19 protein-coding genes are annotated in these 21,413 nt (G+C 67.3%); 12 read left to right on the top strand and 7 right to left on the bottom strand.

Annotated features, from left to right (window positions below; all coding sequences use genetic code 11):
- Positions 1-10 precede the first annotated feature (10 nt).
- Positions 11-2,590, bottom strand: coding sequence for an HWE histidine kinase domain-containing protein (locus tag AC4HIX_RS15920; RefSeq protein ID WP_490399697.1), 2,580 nt, complete (start codon positions 2,588-2,590; stop codon positions 11-13).
- On the bottom strand, positions 2,583-3,146 hold the full coding sequence (locus AC4HIX_RS15915; RefSeq protein ID WP_490399696.1) for a biliverdin-producing heme oxygenase: 564 nt from the start codon (positions 3,144-3,146) through the stop codon (positions 2,583-2,585). The genes AC4HIX_RS15920 and AC4HIX_RS15915 overlap by 8 nt, the downstream gene beginning before the upstream one ends.
- Before the next feature lie 426 nt (positions 3,147-3,572).
- On the opposite strand from AC4HIX_RS15915, the gene AC4HIX_RS15910 reads away from it, so the two are divergent.
- From AC4HIX_RS15910 to AC4HIX_RS15875, 8 genes are read left to right on the top strand one after another with little or no spacing between them, the layout of a single operon-like run.
- Positions 3,573-4,925: a serine/threonine protein kinase gene (locus AC4HIX_RS15910; RefSeq protein WP_490399695.1), complete on the top strand. Its 1,353-nt coding sequence runs from the start codon at positions 3,573-3,575 to the stop codon at positions 4,923-4,925.
- Positions 4,926-4,936: 11 nt separating this feature from the next.
- Positions 4,937-6,283, top strand: a complete 1,347-nt coding sequence (locus tag AC4HIX_RS15905) for an FHA domain-containing protein (protein WP_490399694.1) — start codon at positions 4,937-4,939, stop codon at positions 6,281-6,283.
- Positions 6,267-7,214 carry a PP2C family protein-serine/threonine phosphatase gene (locus tag AC4HIX_RS15900; RefSeq protein WP_490399693.1) on the top strand — a complete coding sequence of 316 codons (948 nt, stop codon included), beginning with the start codon at positions 6,267-6,269 and terminating at the stop codon, positions 7,212-7,214. Before AC4HIX_RS15905 ends, AC4HIX_RS15900 begins: the two co-directional genes overlap by 17 nt.
- Positions 7,211-8,401 (top strand): hypothetical protein, encoded by a 1,191-nt coding sequence (locus tag AC4HIX_RS15895; RefSeq protein WP_490399692.1) that lies wholly within the window; start codon positions 7,211-7,213, stop codon positions 8,399-8,401. The genes AC4HIX_RS15900 and AC4HIX_RS15895 overlap by 4 nt, the downstream gene beginning before the upstream one ends.
- A 55-nt stretch (positions 8,402-8,456) precedes the next feature.
- Complete coding sequence (locus AC4HIX_RS15890; RefSeq protein ID WP_490399691.1) at positions 8,457-10,517, top strand: dynamin family protein; 2,061 nt, start codon at positions 8,457-8,459, stop codon at positions 10,515-10,517.
- A complete protein-coding gene (locus tag AC4HIX_RS15885; RefSeq protein WP_490399690.1) occupies positions 10,514-11,506 on the top strand; it encodes a dynamin family protein in 993 nt (330 codons plus the stop codon). Before AC4HIX_RS15890 ends, AC4HIX_RS15885 begins: the two co-directional genes overlap by 4 nt.
- Before the next feature lie 57 nt (positions 11,507-11,563).
- Positions 11,564-11,947 (top strand): hypothetical protein, encoded by a 384-nt coding sequence (locus tag AC4HIX_RS15880; protein WP_490399689.1) that lies wholly within the window; start codon positions 11,564-11,566, stop codon positions 11,945-11,947.
- Positions 11,944-12,726: a hypothetical protein gene (locus AC4HIX_RS15875; protein ID WP_490399688.1), complete on the top strand. Its 783-nt coding sequence runs from the start codon at positions 11,944-11,946 to the stop codon at positions 12,724-12,726. Before AC4HIX_RS15880 ends, AC4HIX_RS15875 begins: the two co-directional genes overlap by 4 nt.
- Positions 12,727-12,747: 21 nt before the next feature.
- Here the strand turns inward: AC4HIX_RS15875 and AC4HIX_RS15870 are convergent, their stop codons facing one another.
- The 4 genes from AC4HIX_RS15870 to AC4HIX_RS15855 all read right to left on the bottom strand — a co-directional run bounded on the left by AC4HIX_RS15870 (position 12,748) and on the right by AC4HIX_RS15855 (position 15,751).
- Entirely contained in the window at positions 12,748-13,272 is a 525-nt protein-coding gene (locus AC4HIX_RS15870; RefSeq protein WP_490399687.1) for a redoxin domain-containing protein, read from the bottom strand.
- A 77-nt stretch (positions 13,273-13,349) separates the two neighbouring features.
- Positions 13,350-14,102 (bottom strand): hypothetical protein, encoded by a 753-nt coding sequence (locus AC4HIX_RS15865; RefSeq protein WP_490399686.1) that lies wholly within the window; start codon positions 14,100-14,102, stop codon positions 13,350-13,352.
- A 285-nt stretch (positions 14,103-14,387) separates the two neighbouring features.
- Positions 14,388-14,720 (bottom strand): GYD domain-containing protein, encoded by a 333-nt coding sequence (locus AC4HIX_RS15860; RefSeq protein WP_475054400.1) that lies wholly within the window; start codon positions 14,718-14,720, stop codon positions 14,388-14,390.
- A 140-nt stretch (positions 14,721-14,860) separates the two neighbouring features.
- Positions 14,861-15,751, bottom strand: coding sequence for a LysR family transcriptional regulator (locus tag AC4HIX_RS15855; RefSeq protein ID WP_490399685.1), 891 nt, complete (start codon positions 15,749-15,751; stop codon positions 14,861-14,863).
- Between the two features lie 105 nt (positions 15,752-15,856).
- On the opposite strand from AC4HIX_RS15855, the gene AC4HIX_RS15850 reads away from it, so the two are divergent.
- Together AC4HIX_RS15850 and AC4HIX_RS15845 are read left to right on the top strand one after the other, a co-directional pair.
- The gene (locus tag AC4HIX_RS15850; RefSeq protein WP_490399684.1) at positions 15,857-16,147 is read left to right on the top strand and encodes a putative quinol monooxygenase; all 291 of its coding nucleotides are present in this window, start codon (positions 15,857-15,859) and stop codon (positions 16,145-16,147) included.
- A gap of 22 nt (positions 16,148-16,169) precedes the next feature.
- On the top strand, positions 16,170-17,186 hold the full coding sequence (locus AC4HIX_RS15845) for a zinc-binding alcohol dehydrogenase family protein (protein ID WP_490399683.1): 1,017 nt from the start codon (positions 16,170-16,172) through the stop codon (positions 17,184-17,186).
- 20 nt (positions 17,187-17,206) lie between these two features.
- Here AC4HIX_RS15845 and AC4HIX_RS15840 read toward each other — a convergent pair whose 3' ends face one another.
- Entirely contained in the window at positions 17,207-17,665 is a 459-nt protein-coding gene (locus AC4HIX_RS15840) for an Lrp/AsnC family transcriptional regulator (RefSeq protein WP_475054392.1), read from the bottom strand.
- Between the two features lie 113 nt (positions 17,666-17,778).
- Here AC4HIX_RS15840 and AC4HIX_RS15835 point away from each other — a divergent pair, with 113 nt between their 5' ends.
- Together AC4HIX_RS15835 and AC4HIX_RS15830 are read left to right on the top strand one after the other, a co-directional pair.
- Entirely contained in the window at positions 17,779-18,981 is a 1,203-nt protein-coding gene (locus tag AC4HIX_RS15835; RefSeq protein ID WP_490399682.1) for a methionine gamma-lyase, read from the top strand.
- Between the two features lie 22 nt (positions 18,982-19,003).
- Positions 19,004-21,400: a thiamine pyrophosphate-binding protein gene (locus AC4HIX_RS15830; RefSeq protein ID WP_490399681.1), complete on the top strand. Its 2,397-nt coding sequence runs from the start codon at positions 19,004-19,006 to the stop codon at positions 21,398-21,400.
- Positions 21,401-21,413 lie beyond the last annotated feature (13 nt).

The following is a 21,413-nucleotide window of genomic DNA, read 5'->3' as shown; positions in this document are numbered from 1 at the left end:
CGCCCGGCGGTCAGCCGCCGCCGCCTGCTGGGGGCATCGCCTCCAGAACCCCGCTCAGCTGTTCAACCGTATAGGGCTTTTTCAGGATTTTCAGGCCCGGGAAGCGCGTGATGACATCTTCGGTTTCGCCATATCCCGTGGCCAGCACCACCGGGATGCCCAGTTCCCGGCACTTCTCCACCACCGGCAGCGAGGTTTCGGACCCCAGGTTCATGTCCGCCAGCACAAACTGAGTGCCGCCTTGCGCCAGCAGGTTCAATGCGGTGGTCACCCCGCTGCATGTCTCCACCTTTTCGGCGCCCAGCTGGGTCAGCATGTCCGCGGCATCCATCGCGATGATCATATTGTCCTCAAGCACCAGCGCGCCGCCGGACAGGTGCCGCACCACCCCTGACTTCTGCGCCGCCGCTGCCGGCATTGCAGCCTCAGGCTTTTCCGCTTTCCGCACATGGCGGGCCGGCAGCACAAAGCCTGCCTCCAGCCCGGTGACGCGGTACTTCACGTCCGCCCGCCCCTTCAGCTCAAACGGCACGGATTGCTCAATGAGCGTGGTGCCAAAGCCCCTGCGCTCCGGCGCCTTCACCGGCGGGCCGTCGTGCTCGCACCAGTTGAGAGCAGCGGTGCCATCGGCGTTCAGGGCGGTGCGGATCTCCACCCGGCCGGAGGAATCGCTGAGCGCGCCGTATTTGACCGAATTTGTCACCAGCTCATGTATGACCAGCGCCATGCAGGTGAAGGCCGCCGGCGACAATTCCAGCGCGTCGCCATCAATTGACACGCGGCTGCTTTTGCCGGCCAGAAAAGCCTCGGTTTCCGTCCCGATCAGCCCGTGCAGAGTATTCCAGTCCCACTCCGACCCGGTCAGCTGGTCATGCGCCCGTGCCAGCGCGTGAATGCGCGCGTCCAGCACTTCACCAAAGGCGTCGGCGGACTTCACCGACTCCTTGCCTTGCGACACCAGCCCGCGGATCAGGTTCAGGATGTTGCGCACCCGGTGGTTCAGTTCCGCGATCAGCAGTTCCTGCTGGTCCTGGGCCCGCTTGCGGGCGGCATTGTTTTCATCCGCCAGCTTCAACACCACTTCGATCAGGGTTGTGCGCAGTGCTTCGGCGGTGCGCTGTTCGCGCTGTTTCCAGGGCTGGCAATGGCCGCGCGCCACCTCCTGCCAGGCCTCAAAGCTTTTGCGCGGCGTCAGGCGCAGACCATTGGGGCCCGGTTCGGCGGGTTTCTCGGGATTTCCGGCCCAGGTCACTGATTTGACCACTTCGCGCCGGAACAGAACGAAATAGTCCCGCGGTGTCCGCGAGACAGGGATCGCCAGCAGTCCTGCCACCCGGTCCGAAAACCCGTCGGTGCCGGGATAGCGCGCAATCAGGTTGCTGTTGGAGTAGACCTGCCCGGGCGGCGTTGTGTTCAGAAACCGCACCAGCCCCAGGAACTCTTCCTCTGCCGGGGCGGAGCCGATGGATTTGTACTCGCCGTCCGAGTAAATCGCAGCACCATCAAACGGGATGACTTCCCCGATGCCGGTGCAGAGTTCGTCAAAGGCTTCAAACAGGCTGCAACCGCTTGAAAGCTGCGGCATCAGATGGTCGTGCAGCGCCCGGGAGCGGTCAATATCGCCCAGTTCCTCGGTCATTTCCATCTGCGCAAGCTCATAATTGAACAGCTGCGCGAACAGCTCAACCGAGGTGCGCTTTTCATAACTGAGGTAACACGGGCTGTCATTATGGCAGGCAAACAGCCCCCACAATTGGCCGTTGCGCAGGATGGAGACCGACATCGAGGCCGCAACCCCCATGTTCTTCAGGTACTCCAGATGGATCGGAGAGACCGCCCGGGTCACCGCCAGCGACAGGTCCAGCGGGGTGCCGTTGGGATCTGTTTCCGGCAGCACAGGATAGACCGGCGCCGCGGCGTCGGGAATGATCCGCAAAAGGCTGCGCACATACAGCGCCCGCGCCTGCTTGGGGATGTCGCTGGCCGGATAGCGCAGGCCCAGAAACGGCTCCATTCCGGAATCGCGGGCCTCCGCAATAACGGTGCCGCTGCCGTCTTCCTCGAACTTGTAGACCATGACCCGGCTGAAGCCGCTCAGCGCCTTAAGGCCCCGCGCGGCTTCCTGGGCCATTCCTTCCAGCTCGTCAAAACGCTGCATCCGGCCAATCAGCGCCTGCACGAGGCCCGGATCATGCACATCCCCGGCATCCGCTCCCCGGCGTTCGAACTCCAGCACAAACAGCCGCCCGGACATGTGGATGGACACGTCAAACAGCTGCCCGTCGCCGCGCAGGTCATAGCCGAAAACCCGCACAGCGCCTTGCTGCATCCGCAGCATCTGCATCCGCGTGCGCAGGTCGTGCAAGGCCTGCGGGCTAAGGATATCGGTCACCGGCCGCCCCGCCAGCCCGGAATCGTCAAACCCCAGGACTTCGCCGCAGTTGGCAGAAGCATGGGCGATGATCCAGTCGGCGGAGACTGCAATCAGGCAGCCGAAACTCTGCACATGGCCGATGATGTGGATCGGTTCCTGATCGCATGTGGTCAGATCCACCTGCGCCTTGGCAGCGCCGGATGTGTTGTCAGGCATGAACCGCCCTCCCAATAGCCGACTCAGCAGCAAAACATTCTAAGCAAAATTCGAACAGCCGGGTACAATCTTTGACAATCCGGTCAGCCGCGGCGCCCTCGCCCGGCAGCTTTTCCGCCCGGGCCACGAACCCGCGCCAGTTTTCTGCATAGGACGGGGCCGACAGATAGGCGCAGGCACTGGAAACCTCCGGCAAATCGCGGTCCAGCCAGCGCTTGCGCAGCACCTGCGCGCCCAGGCGCGAGCCTGAGACCAGGTAATCCACAGCCAGCGGATGCGGCATCAGCGGCAGCGCAGGCACCGGTGCGGCGCGGTCCAGCCGCTCCAGGTCCGCTCCTGACCGCTGCTTCAAATCGCGGATGACCGGCGCGCAGGCCGCGTCACGGCTCACTGGCTCCAGCGCCGCAAACAGCCGCCACTGCAGCAGCAGAAAGCGCGCATAGCCCTCAGCGCCCTGCCGGTCCAGCCGGGTCACATGATCATCCAAGGCCACATGGCATTGCCGCGTGTCCCCGCGCAGCCTGACACGCAAGTTCTGATATTGGACGTCTGCCACGGAACCGTTCCCCTTATCAGCAGCACTATAGCGCTCGCCTTAGCCGAATCAATGGGCTTCCACCGCAACACCAGAAGTGGAAAAGCAAATTTTTGCAACGCTTTAGGAACCGTTGACCGCACAGATCATCAGCATTGGCCCAATCCGGCGCCTCTGCCGCGCCGCTTGCCCGGCCTTGTCAAACCGTGCTGCCTGCCAGCCGTGTTTTCCACCGTATTGGGTGCCAGTTTAACTAACTTCAACGCAAGTCGCCGGCCGCCCCTTAACCCAATGTTTACAGCCCTTTCCCGGCAAATGCGGCCAAAATCGGGCAGTTCTGCCGCAATTGCCCGGATAGCGCCGCGAACATTCCGCATTTGGCTTTCAGCGTGAAGGCAACTCCGCGCCATCCGGCCGGATCCTGCACTGCCACGAGGGACTGACGCTGTGCCGCACGACACTCATTCCGCCGATCCGGCGCCGGCCTGCGAACTGCCCAGCGGCTTCAAACTGCTGCAGGGCCAGTACCAGATCGAGCGGCCGCTGATCAGCGGCGGCTTCGGGATCACCTACCTAGCCCGCGACAGCCTGGAGCGGCGCGTCGTCCTCAAGGAATGCTTCCCCGCGGGTCTCTGCCGCCGCGCCGGCACCGATGTGGAACCCAGCGCCCCCGAACACGCCAAATCCTGCCGCAACGTGCTGCGCGCCTTCCTGCGCGAGGCGCATCTGCTGGCGCGTGCGCGCCACCCGGCCATCGTCGGAGTGCACCAGGTCTTCAAGGAGAACCAGACCGCCTACATTGCGATGGAGTTCATCGACGGGCTGGACCTGTTGACCATCCGCGAGGAGCAGCCGGAGCGGCTGACCGGGCCGGTTCTGCGCCAGATCCTCGACCAATCGCTGGAGGCGCTGGACTGTCTGCACCGGCTGGGCGTCCTGCACCGCGATATCTCGCCGGACAACATCCTGCTGGGCAAGGATGGCACCGTGACGCTGATAGATTTCGGCGCCGCCTGCGGCAGCACGCCCGATGACGGCACCGCGCTGCCGATGCTGCTGGCGGTCAAGGACGGTTATTCCGCCCATGAGCTCTACAGCCCCGATCTGCCCCAGCGCCCCGCCTGTGATCTCTACGCCCTTGGCGCGACGCTCTACTACTTGATCACCGGCGCCCCTCCCGCCTCCAGCCAGCAGCGTCTGGCGGCGCTGATGGGGGGCACCCCTGACCCCTGCCGCCCGCTCTTGGGCGGGCCGTGGACCGCTGATCCGGCGCTGCTGGCAACCGTGGACATGGCAATGTCGGTGCTTCCGGCGGAACGGTTCCAGAGCGCGCGCGACTGGGCGGATGCGCTGGCAGAGGAAGACGCGCCGCAGGACAGCGCAATCCAGCAAGCCGATACGGCCGCGGCCGTATCCGCCGGAGACGGCGGCAGTCTCGTCACGGCCATTGCCGAGCTGGTTGCCAAGACCAACGGCAGCCTCACGCCGCGCCTGCCCCGCTCTGCCCGCCAGACGCAGACCCCGCCTGCCGCCCCGCCGTCAGAGCCCCGCCGCCCGCTGGTCAACATCTTCGGCGAGCCGGTCACCGACCTGGAGGCCTGGCTGGAAGAAGAGGACGCAATCGCCTGGCGCAAGAAAATCGCCCCGGTTGCGCAGCAGCCGCCTGCCGCAGCCCCTGTGCCGCTCAGCGATCCGGCGGACCCGGCATTAGGACTGCGCCAGGACAAGCCAGCCTTCGCCAGCCGCCTGCGCAGGCTCTTCGGGCGGCAGGCCAGCAGCCCGCAAACGGTTAAGAATTGAAGGGAATGGGTATGAAGTTCATCAAGGATATCATCGGTGAAAAGCGGGAACGGGTCCGCCTGGACGGCCCAACCACGGCCATCGCGGAACCCGTGCAGCCGCCCGCGGAGGATACCTGCAGCAGCGCTCCCCTCAGCCTCGGCCACGGCTTCCGGCTGGACCCGGACCCGGCTGCAGACCCGGCGCCTGCCGCGGCTGCAGGCCTGCCGGAGGAGTTTGGCGCTTTGCAGCCGGCGCCGGCGCCTCTTCCGCAAGTGGATCCGGAGGATGGCCTGGATGGTTTGACTGCGGCTGCGCCGGACGAGGACGCCATTGCCGCCTTTTTCGCCCGTGAACAGCCGCAGGCCGCCGAGCCCGCAGCACAAGAGTACCCGGACACTGCCGCCTTCTTCGACACCCCGGACGATGACCGCACGCATTTGGAGCCTGTGGAAGCGCCGGAAGAGGACTTCTATGCCCGGCAGGAAGCAGAAGCGGAGGAAGATGAAGTAGAAGTGGAGGAAGATGCGGCGGATCCTTTTGACGCCGATCCGGATTTCAGCCGCCTGCAACCGCCGGAGCCGGCAGAGGACACCGCCAAGCCCTACCGGATCTTCACGCGCAGCAACGCCGCCGGGCGGGAACTGGACACCGGGGCCGACGACGGCGAACCCGCGCCCGCGGCCCCTGCCCCGGCACTGCAGCCTGAACTAGAGCTTGCCCGCACGCAGGACACTCAGCAGGCCAGTATTCTCCAGCCTGAACCCCCTGCCCGTCAAGCTGCGCCCGCTCCAGAGCCTCAGCCTGCACCGGAAGCCCCGCCAGCAGCCGCGCCGCAGGCCCCCGCCGCCGCACACATCGACGTGCCCGCGCCCTCGATGGGCCGCGGCGCCAGCCGCGCGGGCCGCGTCAAGACCCGCCTTCTGGGGTTCAGCCCGGCCCAGGCGGCCGGGAGCGACCCCTTCGCCCGCAGCTCGGAAAGCACGGCACCCGGCTACACCCAGTTCCCGGTCGGCTGGCTCGCCATCGTGCAGGGCCCGGGCCGCGGCGCGGCCTTCACCCTGTTCAGCGGCGTGACGGTCATTGGCCGCGGCGAGGACCAGACCGTGCGGCTGGACTTCGGCGACAACAGCATCTCCCGCGACAACCACGCCGCGATCGCCTTTGACCCGGAGCAGAAAGCCTTCTTCATCGGCCACGGCGGCAAGGCCAACCTGGTGCGCCGCAACGGCCGCCCCGTGCTCAGCACCGAGGAGCTGTCGGCGGGCGACGTGATCCGGATCGGCGAAACCACACTGCGTTTCGTGCCGCTGTGCGGCGCGGACTTCGGCTGGGACCAGCCGCAACAGAGCGATACCGCAGATGCTGCGCTCCGCTGAGGTCGAGTATGACGCCGCGACGGCCATCAGCCAGGGCCGCCGCGAGCGCCAGGAGGATGCGGTTGCCGCCGATTTTCCGGCCGGCACCGGCACCGGCTTTGCGGTGCTGGCCGACGGCATGGGCGGCCACGCGGCCGGCGACATCGCCAGCCGCATCGTGGTGACCGAGGTGTTCAGCGAACTGAAGCTGCAGGCCGGGGACCCTGCGGCGCTGGAGCAGGCCATCGGCGCGGTGCTGCAGCAGGCCGCCAGCGGCGCCGACGCCTGCCTCGGCGAATACGCCAGCCAACAGCCCCAGGCCCGCGGCATGGGTGCCACCCTGCTGGCGCCGGTGCTGTTTTGCGACCGGCTCTACTGGATCTCGGCCGGCGACTCGCCCCTTTACCTGTTCCGCGATGGCCGCCTGATCCGTCTGAACGCCGATCACTCGATGGCGGCGGAGTTCGACGGCCTGGTGGCCGAAGGGCGCATGGACCCGGCAGAGGCCGCCAGCCACCCGGACCGCCACTGCGTCACCTCGGTGCTGACCGGCGCCGGCATCCCCCGCATCGACTGCCGCAGCGCTCCGGTGCGCCTGCAGGCTGGCGATATCGTGCTGGCCGCCAGCGACGGGCTGCAATTCCTGCCCGAGGCAGACATCGCTGCCGTGCTGGCCGCCGAATGCCGCAGCCCCAGCGCCCGTATCGGCGCGGTGCTGATGCAGCGGCTGGAGGAACTGAATGCGCCGGAGCAGGACAACGCCGCGCTTTGCGTCATCAAGCCTTTCGACCCGCACGCCGCGGACCCGGCCCCGGCACAGCCCGCAGCGCAGCAGCAGCAGCCCGCAGCGCCCCGCCCCCGCGCCGGCCGCCGCGTGATCACCCTGCTGGCCTCTGCGACGTGGTCCGCCGCGCCCGCCGCCAGCCGCAACAAGACGGATGCACCGGTGTGAGCCTGCCCCAGAGAGACATAACCCCGCTTGCAGGCCAGCTGGAGCACACCCTCAGCTCCGGCCTGCTGCCTTCGGACGTCAGCGGCTGGGGCAGCCAGCTGCTGCAGCGCCTGCGCCAGCCGGTGCAGGTGGCCGTGACCGGCGCACCGGGCAGCGGAAAATCGGCGCTGATCGACATGCTGCTGGGCCGGGTGGTGACCGGCAGGAACGCCGCCGGCCTGCTGACCCGGATCTGCCATGGGCCGCAGGAACAGGTGGAGTTTGAAACCGCTACGGGCGAACGCCTGCAGCAGGCGGGCTGCCTGGCCAACGCTGCGGTGCCGCCCGGCGCGGTGCGGGCGCGCCAGTTTCTGCCCGACCCGCGGCTGCGCACCCACAGCTACACCGAAATCCCGCTGTCCGGCCCTCCCGCCCGCCAGCAGGAGACACTGCAGCAGGCCGCTGCCATGGCAGACATCGTCCTGTGGTGCAGCGAAACCTTCCCGGAGGCCGATCAGTCCCTGTGGGCGGCCATGCCCGACAGCACAAAGGACCACAGCTTCCTGGTCCTCACCATGGCCGACCGCCAGATCATGCGCGGTGCCCTCTCCGGCCTGATCGAGGCGCTGGAGCCAGTGGCCGCAGAGGAGTTCCTTGGCGTCTACCCTGTGGCCGCGATCCAGGGGCTGACGGCGCAGGCAGCCGACACCCCGGCGGAAGACCTCTGGCGCTCGAGCGGCGGCAAGCAGCTTGCGGATGATGTAAAACGCCAGATCGACCTGGGCCGCGCCTCGGACGCGGATCAGGCTGAGCTCCTGATCCGCCAGTTCGGCGGAGAGCCCTTGGCAGACACACCCGCTCCCGCAGCCGCAACCGCTGAAACCCAGCAAGCTCCAGCCGCCAGCCTGGCGGCCGCGCTGGACCAGCTGCAAACCGGCGCCGAGGACATGCTGGCCCAGGCCGAAGCGGCCGGCGGCCCGCAGGCGGGACCCGTTCTGGCACAATGCATGGATCTGATCCGCGGCCTGTCTGCCTCGCTGGAGGCCCTGCCCGGCAGCGCCGCGTTGACGGCTGCAAAAGAGGCCGCCCAGGACGGCGAGGAGCTCCTGATGCTGTGTCAGCTGGAACAGGACGAAGACGCGGCAATCGACGCGGTGACGCTGCTTTTCCAGCTGAAAAAGGAGCTTGCCGAAGACCCGCCCGGATAAAACCGCCCGGAAACGCGCCCAAAAACAAGCCAATGCAGGAACAGAAGACCCAACCATGAACATGGAAGCCCAGATCGAGAGTGCCACCGATATCCGCGCCTCTGCGCGGCCGACCAACCTGAACGCCGGGCTGGAGCCGCTGGCGGCCTTCGCCCGCAAGGCGCAGCGGCTGGACACCGCGCTGGCCGCCCTTGCCGGTGTGTCGGGCGAGCGCGTCCGGCGCAGCCTGACCCGCCTGCAGGCGGAGCTCGGCGCCTTTGAACCCAGCGTCACGCTGCTGGGGCAGGTGAAATCCGGCAAGACTTCTCTGGTGAACGCGATGGCGGGCTGGGCCGACCTGCTGCCGTCTGATGTGAACCCCTGGACCTCGGTTGTCACCTCGCTGCACTTGGAGCCGGGCGAAACCCGCACCGAAAACAAGGCCTGCTTCCAGTTCATGACCGAGGAGGAATGGGACCGGCTGCTCAACAAGGGCGGCCGCATCGGCGAGATGGCGGGCCGCGCAGGCGCGGACAGCGAGCTGCAGAAGATCCGGACCCAGATCGAGGAGATGCGTGAGCGCTCCCGCCAGCGGCTGGGCCGCAAGTTCGAGCTCCTGATGGGGCAGAAGCACGAATACGGTTATTTCGACAAGAACCTGATCGAACGCTACATCTGCCTCGGCGACGACTTCGGCGACGAGCAGCCGGGCGCGCTGGACGAACAGGGCCGCTTTGCCGATATAACCCGCGCCGCCGACCTCTACCTCAATTGCCGGGCTGTGCCGCACCGCCTCTGCCTGCGCGACACGCCGGGTGTCAACGACACCTTCATGATGCGCGAGCAAATCACCATCCAGGCGATCCGCGACAGCCGCATCTGCGTGGTGGTGCTGTCGGCAGGCCAGGCGCTGACCTCGGTCGACATGGGCTTGATCCGGATGATCTCCAACCTCAAATCGCGTGAGGTCGTGATCTTCGTCAACCGCATCGACGAACTGGCCGACCCCGCAAATCAGATCGCTGAGATTGAGGCCAGCATCCGCCAGACCCTTGCCGACCACCATGGCCCGCAGGAGGCCGCGATCCTGTTCGGCAGCGCCTATTGGGCCAATAAGGTGCTGACCGGCGGGCTGGAGGACATGGACAAAACCAGCTCCGCCGCGCTCCTGAACTGGGCCGAGGCTTCGGTCAACGCCTCCCACGCCAAGGCCACTGCCCAGAACATGGTGTGGGAGCTGTCGGGCATCCCGGCACTGAACCGCGCTGTCTCCGAGCGCATCGCCGCCGACCTCGGCACACCGCTGCTGGCGCGCATTGCCGCCTCCGCGACCACCGCCGCCACCGGCCAGCAGGCCGCCAACGCGGTCCTTGTGCAAGGCGAGGGCAGCAGCGGCGGCGCCAGCATGCACGACGTCCGCACCGCCTTTGAGGATCTGTGCCAAACCCATCTGCAAGCGCTGGAGGCGGAGATAGAAGTCGTCCTCGGCGCCTTCCGCGACCGCGCTGACCGGGCGCACGCCACCTTTACGGACCGCGCCACCCACGCGCTGATCGACCATCTGGAGAAATGGGGCGAGGACTGCCATTGGGAGTACGACCCGGCCGGGCTGCGGATGCTGCTGCGCTCCGCCTATTCCGTCATGGCCAGCCGCCTGCAATCCGCCGCGCAGACCCGCTATGAGGCCGCCGTGCAGGATGTGGCCGAGCTGCTCTACGACGGTTTCGGCCCGGCGGTCGAGGGCATCCAGCTGGCGGTGCCTGAGGTGCCCCAGCCCGCCTCCCCCGTCGCCCTGGCGCAGTCCATTGCACTGGATTTCAACGACAGCTGGTGGGCCTCCTGGTGGCGCCGCACCCGCGGCTACAAGGCCTTTGCAAAGCAGTTCCGCAGCCTGATCGAGGGCGAGACCGAAGATTTCATGACCCAGCTCAAGACCGTGCAGACGGCAGAGGCCAGCGCCGCAATCCTCGCCCGGCTGCAGGCCTTCCTGGACGAACAGCGCGACATCCTGCTGGAAATCGCTGACTGCAGCCGCGGCGGCGGCGACATGCAGGCGCTGTTCGCCGGCGAGGAGGCCCGCCAGCGCCAGTCCCGGACCGCCAATGCCTTGGAAACCCTCAGGAGCTTCACCGCATGACCTATCAAACCGCCATCACCGCCCCCCTCGCCCCGGAAGCGGCCCCGGCGCGCAAGCCGCGCCTGGCCTTGATGGGTGAATTCAGCGCCGGCAAAAGCACGCTCACCAACCTGCTGGCCGGCCGCGCCCCGCTGCCCACCCGCGTCACCGCTACCCGCTTGCCCCCGGTCTGGCTTTCGCACGGGGCCGAAGGTGCCCGCATCATCGGCACCGATGGCAGCGATACTCCGGTGCCGCTCGAAGACATCGCTGATGCGCCGCTGGAGAGCACCGCTTTGATCCGCCTGACCCTGCCCGCCGAGGCGCTGGAGCTGTGCGACCTGATCGACATGCCGGGCATTTCCGACCCCAACATGCCCGCCAGTGTCTGGCAAAACCTGCTGCCCGAAGCCGACAGCGTTATCTGGTGCACCCACGCCACCCAGGCCTGGCGCCAGTCCGAGGCCGCGGCGTGGGAGGAGATTTCCAGCCGTATCAGCGGCCCCAGCACCCTGCTGATCACCCACTTCGACAAGCTCCGCAATCCCCGCGACCGGGACCGCGTGCTGCGCCGCGTGCAAAACGAAACCGGCGATGCCTTCAACGCCATCTTCCCGCTGTCGCTCAGCCAGGCGCTGACCGCGGGCGAGGATATGGAGGCCTGGAAGACCAGCGGCGCTGACCGCTTTGTCGAATATCTGGTGGACCTGCTGCTGAACTGGGAAGAGCCCGGCCGCCGCCCGGTCCAGGCCGCAGCCCCTGCTCTGCCCCTGCCTGCCGCGCAAGCTGCACCCCAGGCGGGCGGAGGACCGCGCGCCGAAGTGCTGGATTTCGGCAGCAAGCGCGAAGCCGCCACCCAGGTACAGCCGCAGACACAGGTGCAGGCCCAGGCGGGGGCCGGCAGCGCCGATCCCGCCAGCCGGGTGATGCCGCGCCGCGTGGCTCCTCCGGCCAAGCGCAGCCAGCGTCCGGGCCGCGTCCGCCCTGAAACCCAGCCTGCCGGAGACTGATACCGCCATGCCAGCCGCTGCCGCCCCGGATTGCCTGCGCCGCAAAGGAGACCCAAGGTGACGCTTGCCCGCCAGCTCGACACCCTGCGCCAAAGCGCGGAGGGCTGCCGCCTGGCGGCCTTCGGCGATCTGGGCGCCAGCATCGTCCTGCGCAGCAGCAGCGCCGCCAGCCACCCGCAGGAATACCTCGACGCGCTGTGCCAGCAGGCCCGCCGCAGCTTCCTGCTGCTTGACGCCGCGGTGCAGGCCGGGCCGGAGGCCGCCCGCCCGCCCGCCGATGACATCCTGATGCTTGCCCCGGGCGAAGCCCGCCTTTGCATCCGCGCGGCCGACGGATCCGGCGACGCGCTGCTGTGCGTTTGCAGCGACGCAGACACCGCCGCCCGCCTCGCCGCCCCGGCCCGCACACTGCTGGCCAGCCTGAACGGAGGGCCAGGATGACAAGCCCCGCCCGCCAGATCCCGGGCGCTGAGCCCGCCCCGGACGCGCTGCACCAGGCGCTGCGGCAGCTGGCGCAGCCGGTGCAGGCGCTGACCGCCCGCACACAGCACGCCGCCGCGGGGCGGGAACCGCTGCTGCCCGCCGTGCTGCGCGAGATCGGGGAGACAATGCTGCCGCGCGAGATCACCCTCTGCATCGGCCAGACCCCCGCCGCCATTCTCATCGCCGCCCACCGCAGGCTCGCAGGCCTCACCCTGAAGGGCACGGCGGAAGCGGGCGCCGCGCCGGAGGATCCCGCCGCCGCCGCCCGGCTGTTTGCCGCCCGGCTGAGCAGGCTGGAGGCGGAGGCCGCAGGTGCCGGGTTCTCTCTCCGCCGCCGCCCCTGCAAGGCTCCGGAGGGCGCAGGGAGCTGCACCCCGGAAATGCTGAAGGAAGCACTCGCCGCCCCTGCCCGAAACCCGCTCAGCAGCATCCGCGCCGCTGCCGCAAAACACGCGCTGGCATGGATCCACTGCAGGCCTAGCGGGCAAGCACCGGACACCGGCGGCCCCCCGCCCCTCCTCAATCAGCTGCAAGCGGTCCGCAGCGCCTATGCTGCCAGCGCCGCCCGCCCGGGTTCGGCCAGAATGCCTGCCCGCAAGCCGGACTGCACGCTGCTGCCGGTGTCACCTGAAATCCGCATTCTGGCGGCGGCGCACGAAGAGGAGCTCCTGCTTCTGGCCCTGCCGCCCGAAGCTGTTCCCGGCCTGATCGAAACCTGGAACGCCCTGTTCTCCTGATGTCTCCCGGCCCGGCGCGGGTCAGACCGTGCAGCCCGACGGGCCGCAGCCGTCCACGGCCCCGTCCGGCGCCGTGCCCGCCGCCGCCGGTACGCCTTCCGCCATCAGCGTGGCAATTTCCGCCCCCAGCCGCAGCTCCGGGACCTCGCCGAAGTGATGCGCGCGCAGCTCCCCGTCCCTGCCGATCAGCAGCAGGCTCGGCGTTCCGCGCATCCCGTAGGCCTCCATCGTGCGCGGCAGCGGCCCTTCGCCGGGGCGGTCAACGCCCACCGGAAAGGTAATCCGGTATTCCTTCAAAAACGCCTCCAGCGACACCGGCGTCATCGCCGCATGGTGCTCGAACACCGTGTGCAGGCCCAGCACTGCCACCCGGTCCTGCGGAAAGGCGGCTCGTACCCTCTGCGCCAGCGGCAACCCGTGGCTGACACACCCAGGGCACAGCATCTGGAACGCCTCGATCACCACCACCCGGCCCCGCAACGACTGCAGGGTGACGGGACCGGGGCTGTTGAACCATTGCAAGGTATCAAGTTCGGGGGCGGGCATGTCTTTCTCCTTGTCTCCGCTCAGTCAGAAACGCTGCCCCGGCCCGCCCGCCAAAGGGGCCGCCGGGGCAGCAGATGTCACAGCTTGCCCGGCAGGCTCAGGTCGCCAGAGGCCACATCGAACACATCGGTCACGCACAAGAGCGGCGCGTGGATATTCGCGTTCACCCTCAAGGCCGCCGTCACCCCGTCATAGGCCGCGCCCTCCAGCGCCACGTCCCGGCCAAAGGCTGCCGTCACCGCAATTTCCGGCCCGTCGAACACCGGCGAAAATCCGGGGCTGTCAAGGAAGATCGGGAATCCGGGCCAGGTCGCGGGCAGTTTGGGCGTTTCGCCTTCCGGAATGTCCCGCACCGCCAGCGCACCGGGGCCGCAGGCCTCAGTGGGGGTCAGCACCACCCAATGGCTGTGCCAGATCACCCCGTCATTGGCCGGGTCACCATCCCCGTTCTCGTCATAAAGCGGCGTGTCGTCGAAATCCGGATGGCTGGTCGCGGCCAGCGCAAGAATACCGGTGCCGCCCTCAAAACCGACTGCCGACGGGTCCAGCGAGGTCGGCCAGACATAGGACAGCACCTCTGCCCCGCCCACGGCGCCAGCCGCCTCGGGCACCTCAGCGCCTGCGTCGCCGTTGGTGGTCATGTGAAAGGTCACCAGGTTGCCGTTGCGGTGGGCATGGGCCGCCAGGATGTCAAAAGCCGACCGCGTTCCCTCCGCTGCTGCCGACAGGACAGCGCCCTCCTGATTTACCGCATGGGTGTGGCCGTCATCCGCCAGGGCCGCGCCTGCGGCCAGCATCAGCGACACGCCCGAAATGATTGAAATCCGCATTGCCAGAGTCTCCGGTTCAGTTTGTGACGACTCCTTTTAGTTTCGACTCGCTACATTATGCAAGTATTATTTCGACTCGCTATCATTAGGCGCGAACTGGAACCTATCTGACCCGCACCGCAGACATCCGCACTTGAGGGGCAGCGCGCGCCAGCCCGCCGCCCCTCAAGCGGAAATTTCGGGGAAGGCCCCCCGGAAGCGCGCCCCTCTAGCCTCCGCGCACTGATCGCAGGCGGCTTCCGCACAATAGATCTGTCAGATTACAAAACCCGGCTCAGGTTTCGCTTACTGGCCGGGCGCCTTGTATGCGCTTGCAATGCTGCCGGCTTTTTTCTGCATTTCGGTGAATTCACCCGAGGTGAAGGCGCGCACGGTCTTGAGGTTGCTGACCGCGCCGCTGGCACCGGCCGCGATCAGTCCCGCCAGCAATGCAGACACATCGTCAATGTTCACCTGGATGGCAAAATCGCTTTCCCCCGTGGTCAGGAAAAAGCTCTCCTGGGTGCCGCCAGCCGCTTCGACAAGAGCGCGGGACGCAGCCTCGCGGTCACTGGGACTTTCGACCATCGCCTTCATGGCAGAGGACGTATAGCAACCGGTCACGATAAATCTTGGCATTCTGACTCTCCCTGGGGGTGGTGAGGCGAGCCGCTCCTGGGCACGATGCCGGACAGTCCGGCCCGCATGCCCCCGGGGCCGGATAGTAGCACAGACCGGGCCATTTGGCATTTGAAACCGGGCCGGGGCCAGCGCCCGCGCTACGTCCTGACCGCCAGCGCCGCGCTGATCGACTCCGCCAGAGCCCGGACGCGCCGCGGCTGCGCGCGCCCCGGTGGGAACATCATCTGCAGCGGATTGGGCGGCGGCAGATGGTCTTCCAGCAGCGCCACCAGCCGCCCGGCCTTCAGGTCGCCCGCCACATCCAGCTCCGATTTCAGGATGATCCCCTGCCCCGCCAGCGCCCATTGCCGCACCAGCCAGCCGTCATTGACGGTCTTGTTGCCGCGCACCGTCACCGCCTGCTGCGCCTTGCCGCTGCCAAAGCGCCAGACGTTGTCCAGGGTCCGCCCGAACCGCATCACCAGGCAGTTGTGCCCCGCCAGATCGCCCGGCTTCGCCGGCGCGCCATGCGCCGCGATGTATGCGGGCGCGGCGCAGACAATCCGCTGGAACTCCCCCAGGCTGCGGATGCGCAGGGTGCTGTCGGTCACCGCGCCAAACCGCAGCGCAATATCGAACCCCTCGCCGACGATATCGACATACCCGTCGGACAGCGACAGCTCGATGGAAATCGCCGGATGCGCGGCAGCAAAGTCGGCCACCACATCCGACACGATGCTGCGGCCCAGATCCACCGGCGCGCTGACCCGCACCGGTCCCGACAGCGTCTGCGCCTCGTGGCGGATACGGGCATCCAGATCGTCGACCTCTCCCAGCACCACCCGCGCACCCTCCACCAGCGTCCGGCCCGCCTCCGTCAGGCTGATGGAGCGGGTGGTGCGGTTGAACAGGACCACGCCGTAATGCGCCTCCAGCGCCGCCAGCCGCTCTGACACGGTGGTGGCCGACAGCCCCAGCTCACGCCCGGCTGCCACCAGGCTGCCCTTCTCGGCAATCTTCAGAAACAGGCGGATGTTGTCGATCAACATTATACGGATTCTCCGGATTATCATTCCGACCTTGGCCCGTTTATCCGGAAATCGCCAGCGCGTATCTTCCCCTCAGCAAATCGACACACCCAAAGGACCAAGCCAATGCCCAACCTGACCATTGTCGCCAACATCACCGCAAACCCCGGCAAGACCGATCTGGTGAAGGCCGAGCTGGAAAAGCTGATCGCCATCACCCGCGCCGAAGAGGGCTGCATCACCTACGATCTGCACCAGGACAACGAAAACCCCGCCCACTTCATGTTCTATGAAACCTGGGAGAGCCGCGAGCTGTGGCAGACCCACATGCAGGCCCCGCATCTGGCCGCCTACATGGACGCCACCGAGGGCGCAGTGGCCGAATTCACCCTGCACGAAATGACCCTGATCGGCTGAGACGACGCAAGGAAGGACCAAAATGATGAAAGCTGTAGGCTACACCAGCACCGGCCCCATCGACCGCCCCGGCGCGCTGATTGATTTCGAGACGGACAAGCCCGAACCCGCAGGCCACGACCTTCTGGTCCGGGTTCAGGCGGTCTCGGTCAACCCGGTGGACTACAAGATCCGCCAGAACCGCGCGCCCGAGGGCGATACCCCTGCCATCCTTGGCTGGGACGCGGTGGGCGAGGTGGTCGCAACCGGCGGGGCCGCCACCCGGTTCAAACCCGGCGACCGCGTCTGGTACGCCGGTGCCATCGACCGCCCCGGCACCAATGCCGAATACCACCTGGTGGATGAACGTATCGCGGGCCGCGCCCCAGCCTCCGCCGCCAATGCCGCGGCCGCGGCGCTGCCGCTCACCACGCTGACCGCGTATGAGATGCTGTTCGACCGGCTGGAGGTGGCCCGCCCTGTGCCTGGTGCGGCCAATGCGGTTCTGATCATCGGCGGCGCCGGCGGTGTCGGCTCCATCGCCATTCAGTTGCTGAAACAGCTGACGGATGCCACCATCATCGCCACCGCCTCGCGTCCCGAAACGCAGGACTGGGTGCGGGAGCTTGGCGCAGATCACGTGATCGACCACTCCAAACCGTTGCCGGACCAGATCGCTGCCCTTGGCATCGGCGCCCCGGCCTTTGTCTTTGCCACCCAGCACTCCGGCAGCTACGTGCCGCAGATCGCAGAGCTGATCGCGCCGCAGGGCCGCTTCGGGCTGATCGACGACCCCGAAAGCTTTGACATCATGCCGTTCAAGGGCAAATCCGTGTCGATCCACTGGGAGCTGATGTTCACCCGCTCGCTGTTCACAACCGCGGACATCGCCCGCCAGGGCGCCATTCTGGATGAGGTTGCCGGACTGGTCGATGCGGGCCGGATCAAGACCACCGCAACCGAGGCCTTCGGGACCATAACTGCCGCCAACGTCACCCGCGCCCACGCGCTGCTGGAAAGCGGCAAGGCCCGCGGCAAGATCGTGCTGGAGGGCTTCTGACGCCCCCCTCTGCGGACCGGTCAGGAGGCCGGCGGGAACACCGCCGTCTTCTTGACCGTGCCGTACACGAAACTGGTGTCGATCGAGGCAATGCCGCCAATCGGGTGAATGCGGTTGCGGATAAAGCTCTCATAGGCCTCCAGATCCGGCACCAGCACCCGCAACTGGTAATCCATCGCCCCGGTCAGCACATGGCACTCCAGCACCTCGTCCATCCGCCGCACCTTGCCTTCAAAGCTCTGCACGTCGGTTTCATTGTGCCGCTCCAGCCGGATCCGCACAAAGACGGTGATCGCCATGCCATAGGCGGCGGCGTCCACATCGGCGCTGTAGCCGCGGATTACCCCGCTCGCCTCCAGGTTCCGCACCCGGCGCAGGCAGGGCGAGGGCGACAGGTTCACCGCCTCGGCCAGATCCTGGTTGGTCATCCGCCCGTCCCGCTGCAAGGCGCGGATGATCTGTCTGTCTTTGCTGTCCACAAGGCCCCCGCTTGGCAGATTATGCCAAAATCTATTCCGATACTGGCATAATTGGCAATCCATCACCCTCCGGACAGGCGCAATATGGCAATAACAGAGATAAGGAGCCCGACATGAAACGTTCCGCAGGATTTGCCACCCGCGCCATTCACCACGCCTATGACCCCCAGGACCACGACGGGGCGCTGACCCCGCCGCTGCACCTGACATCGACCTTCACCTTCGAGACCGCCGAAGCCGGCGGCGAGATGTTCGCGGGCGAGCGTCAGGGCCATATCTACAGCCGCATCTCCAACCCCACCTGCGACCTGCTGGAACAGCGTATCGCGGTGCTGGAAGGCGCCGAGGCCGGCCTTGCCCTCTCCAGCGGCATGGGCGCGATCACCGCAGTCTTGTGGACGCTGCTGTCGCCCGGCGACGAGGTGATTGTCGACAAGACCCTTTACGGCTGCACCTTCGCCTTCATGCGCCACGGGCTGGCGAAATGGGGCGTCACCATCACCCACGTCGACATGACCGACCCGGAAAACCTGCGCGCAGCGGTCTCTGACAAGACCCGCGTGGTTTATTTCGAGACCCCGGCCAACCCGAACATGCGTCTGGTCGACATTGCCGCCACCGCCGAGATCGCCCATGCGGCCGGCGCCACCGTGGTGGTCGACAACACCTATGCCACGCCCTACCTGACCCGCCCGATCGAACACGGCGCCGACATCGTGCTGCACTCCGCCACGAAATACCTGGGCGGCCACGGCGATGTGGTGGCCGGTCTGGTCGTTGGCACCGCCGAGCAGATCGCCGAGATCCGCCTGGTTGGCATGAAGGACATGACCGGCGCGGTGATGGCGCCGTTCAACGCGATGCTGATCCTGCGCGGCATCAAGACCCTGAACCTGCGGATGGACCGCCACTGCGCCACCGCCCGCACCGTCGCCGCCTATCTTGAGGCGCATCCCGCCGTCGGCGCGGTGTATTTCCCGGGCCTCGACAGCTTTGAACAGCACGCCATCGCGGAGCGCCAGATGGACCAGCCCGGCGCCATGATCGCCTTTGAGGCCGAGGGCGGCCTGGCCGGCGGCATCGCCCTGATGAACCGCCTGCAGATGATCCAGCGCGCGGTGTCGCTGGGCGACGCCGAAACCCTGATCCAGCACCCGGCGTCGATGACCCACTCCACCTACACCCCGGAAGAGCGCGCCGAGCACGGCATCAGCGACGGCCTGATCCGCCTGTCGGTCGGGCTGGAAGACGCCGAAGACATCATCGCCGACCTGGAACAGGCCCTGCCCCCCGCAGCCCTCCAGGCCGCCGAGTAAACCGCCCCTCAAGGAGACCGCCATGCGCCCCGATCCTGCCCATCTCAAGACCATCGAACAGCGCCTGCTGTGGCTGTCGCACTGGATGGTCCACCACGCCAACCACATCCGCCCCAAGGCGGACGGCATCAAGGTGGGCGGGCATCAGGCATCCTCCGCCTCGATGGTCTCGATCATGACGGCGCTCTATTTCTCTGCCCTGCGGCCCGAGGACCGGGTGGCGGTGAAACCCCATGCCGCCCCGGTCTTTCACGCCCTGCAATACCTGATGGGCAACCAGACCCGGGAGAAGATGGAGAACTTCCGCGGCTTCGGCGGCGTGCAGAGCTACCCCAGCCGCACCAAGGACGTGGACGACGTGGACTTCTCCACCGGCTCGGTCGGGCTGGGCGTGGCAATCACCTCCTTCGCCTCGCTGATCCAGGACTACATCACCGCCAAAAGCTGGGGCGCAGACGCCCCGATGGGGCGCATGGTGGCCCTGGTCGGCGACGCCGAACTGGACGAGGGCAACATCTACGAAGCCCTGCAGGAAGGCTGGAAAAACGATCTGCGCAATTGCTGGTGGATCATCGACTACAACCGCCAGTCGCTCGACGGCATCGTCCGCGAGGGCCTGTTCGAGCGGATCGAGAAGATCTTCGACGCCTTCGGCTGGGACGTGATGCGGGTGAAATACGGCGTCCTGCAGCGCGCCGCCTTTGCCGAACCCGGCGGCGACAAGCTGCGCGGCTGGATCGACGCCTGCCCGAACCAGGAATACTCCGCCCTCACCTTCATGGGCGGCGCGGTCTGGCGCCAGCGGCTGCTCGACGACCTCGGCGACCAGGGCGACGTCACCGCCCTGATCGAACGCCGCAGCGATTCTGAGCTGGCGGCGCTGATGGAAAACCTCGGCGGCAACTGCGTCGAGACCATGGCGGAAACTTTCGACGCCATCGACCACGACCGCCCGGTTTGCTTCCTGGCCTATACGGTCAAGGGCTGGGGCACCCCGATTGCGGGCCACAAGGACAACCACGGCGGCCTGATGAACACTGCCCAGTTCGCCCAGTGGCAGGCCCATATGGGCGTGCCCGAAGGCCAGGAGTGGGAGCCCCTCGCCACCGTCCAGGACCCGGCAGCCTTGCGCAAATTCCTGTCCGAGGTGCCGTTCTTTGCCCAAGGCACCCGCCGCTTTGCCGATGCCCGGCTGCCGGTGCCCGACATCGCCGCCCCTGCCGGCCGCGAGATTTCGACCCAGATGGCCTTCGGCAAGATCCTCGACGATCTCTCCAAGGGCAGCAGCCAGCTGGCCGACCGTATCGTCACCACCTCGCCGGACGTGACCGGCACCACCAATCTTGGGCCTTGGGTGAACCGGCGCAAGCTGTTCTCCCGCACCGCCCAGGCCGATGCCTTTATCGAACACCGCATCCCCTCCACCGCGAAATGGGAGTTCACGCCGGAGGGCCAGCACATCGAGCTGGGCATCGCCGAGATGAACCTGATGCTGCTCCTGGGCGCGGCGGGCCTCTCGCATTCGCTGTTCGGCAAGCGGCTGATCCCCATCGGCACCGTCTACGACCCCTTCGTCAGCCGCGGCCTCGATGCGCTGAACTACGCCTGCTACCAGGACGCGCGCTTCATCCTGGCGGGCACCCCGTCCGGCGTCACCCTCGCCCCCGAAGGCGGCGCGCACCAGTCCATCGGCACGCCGCTGATCGGCATGTCCCAGGACGGCCTCGCCGCCTTTGAACCCGCCTTCGCGGATGAACTGGCGGTGATCATGGAATGGGCCTTCGACTACGTGCAGCGCGACGGAGAGGGCGACCCGGACGAGCGCACCTGGCTGCGCGACGAAACCGGCGGCTCGGTCTATCTGCGCCTCACCACCAACCCGCTGGAACAGCCCGGCAATCGGGCGGATGACGCCTTCCGCCAAGGCACCATCGACGGCGCCTACTGGCTGCGCCCGCCGGGGCCGAACTGCGAGGTGGTGATTGCCTACCAGGGTGCCGTCGCACCCGAAGCGATCAGGGCCGCGGGCATGATTGGCGAGGCGCGCCGCGACATCGGCGTGCTGGCGGTGACCTCCGCCGACCGGCTGAACTCCGGCTGGACCGCCGCCCAGCGGGCGCGCTCGCGCGGCAATACCGCGGCCCAGTCCCATGCCGAAACCCTGATGGGCGCGCTGCCGCCGCACTGCAAGCTGATCACCGTGATCGACGGCCACCCCGCCACCCTGTCGTGGCTCGGATCGGTCGCAGGCCATCAGACCATTCCGATGGGGGTGGAGCATTTCGGCCAGACTGGCACCATCGGCGACCTCTACCGCCACCACGGCATCGACGCCGCCGCCATCGTCGAAAAGGTGAACGGCCTCACCGCAGGCAAACAGGCCGCCCGCGGCGCCTTTGCCGCCATGGCGCGCAGCTGAGGCCTGAAAAAAG

It is taken from the genome of Leisingera sp., from assembly GCF_982940295.1.
The sequence above is the reverse complement of the archived record's forward strand: the minus strand, read 5'-3'. Positions and strand labels throughout refer to the sequence as shown.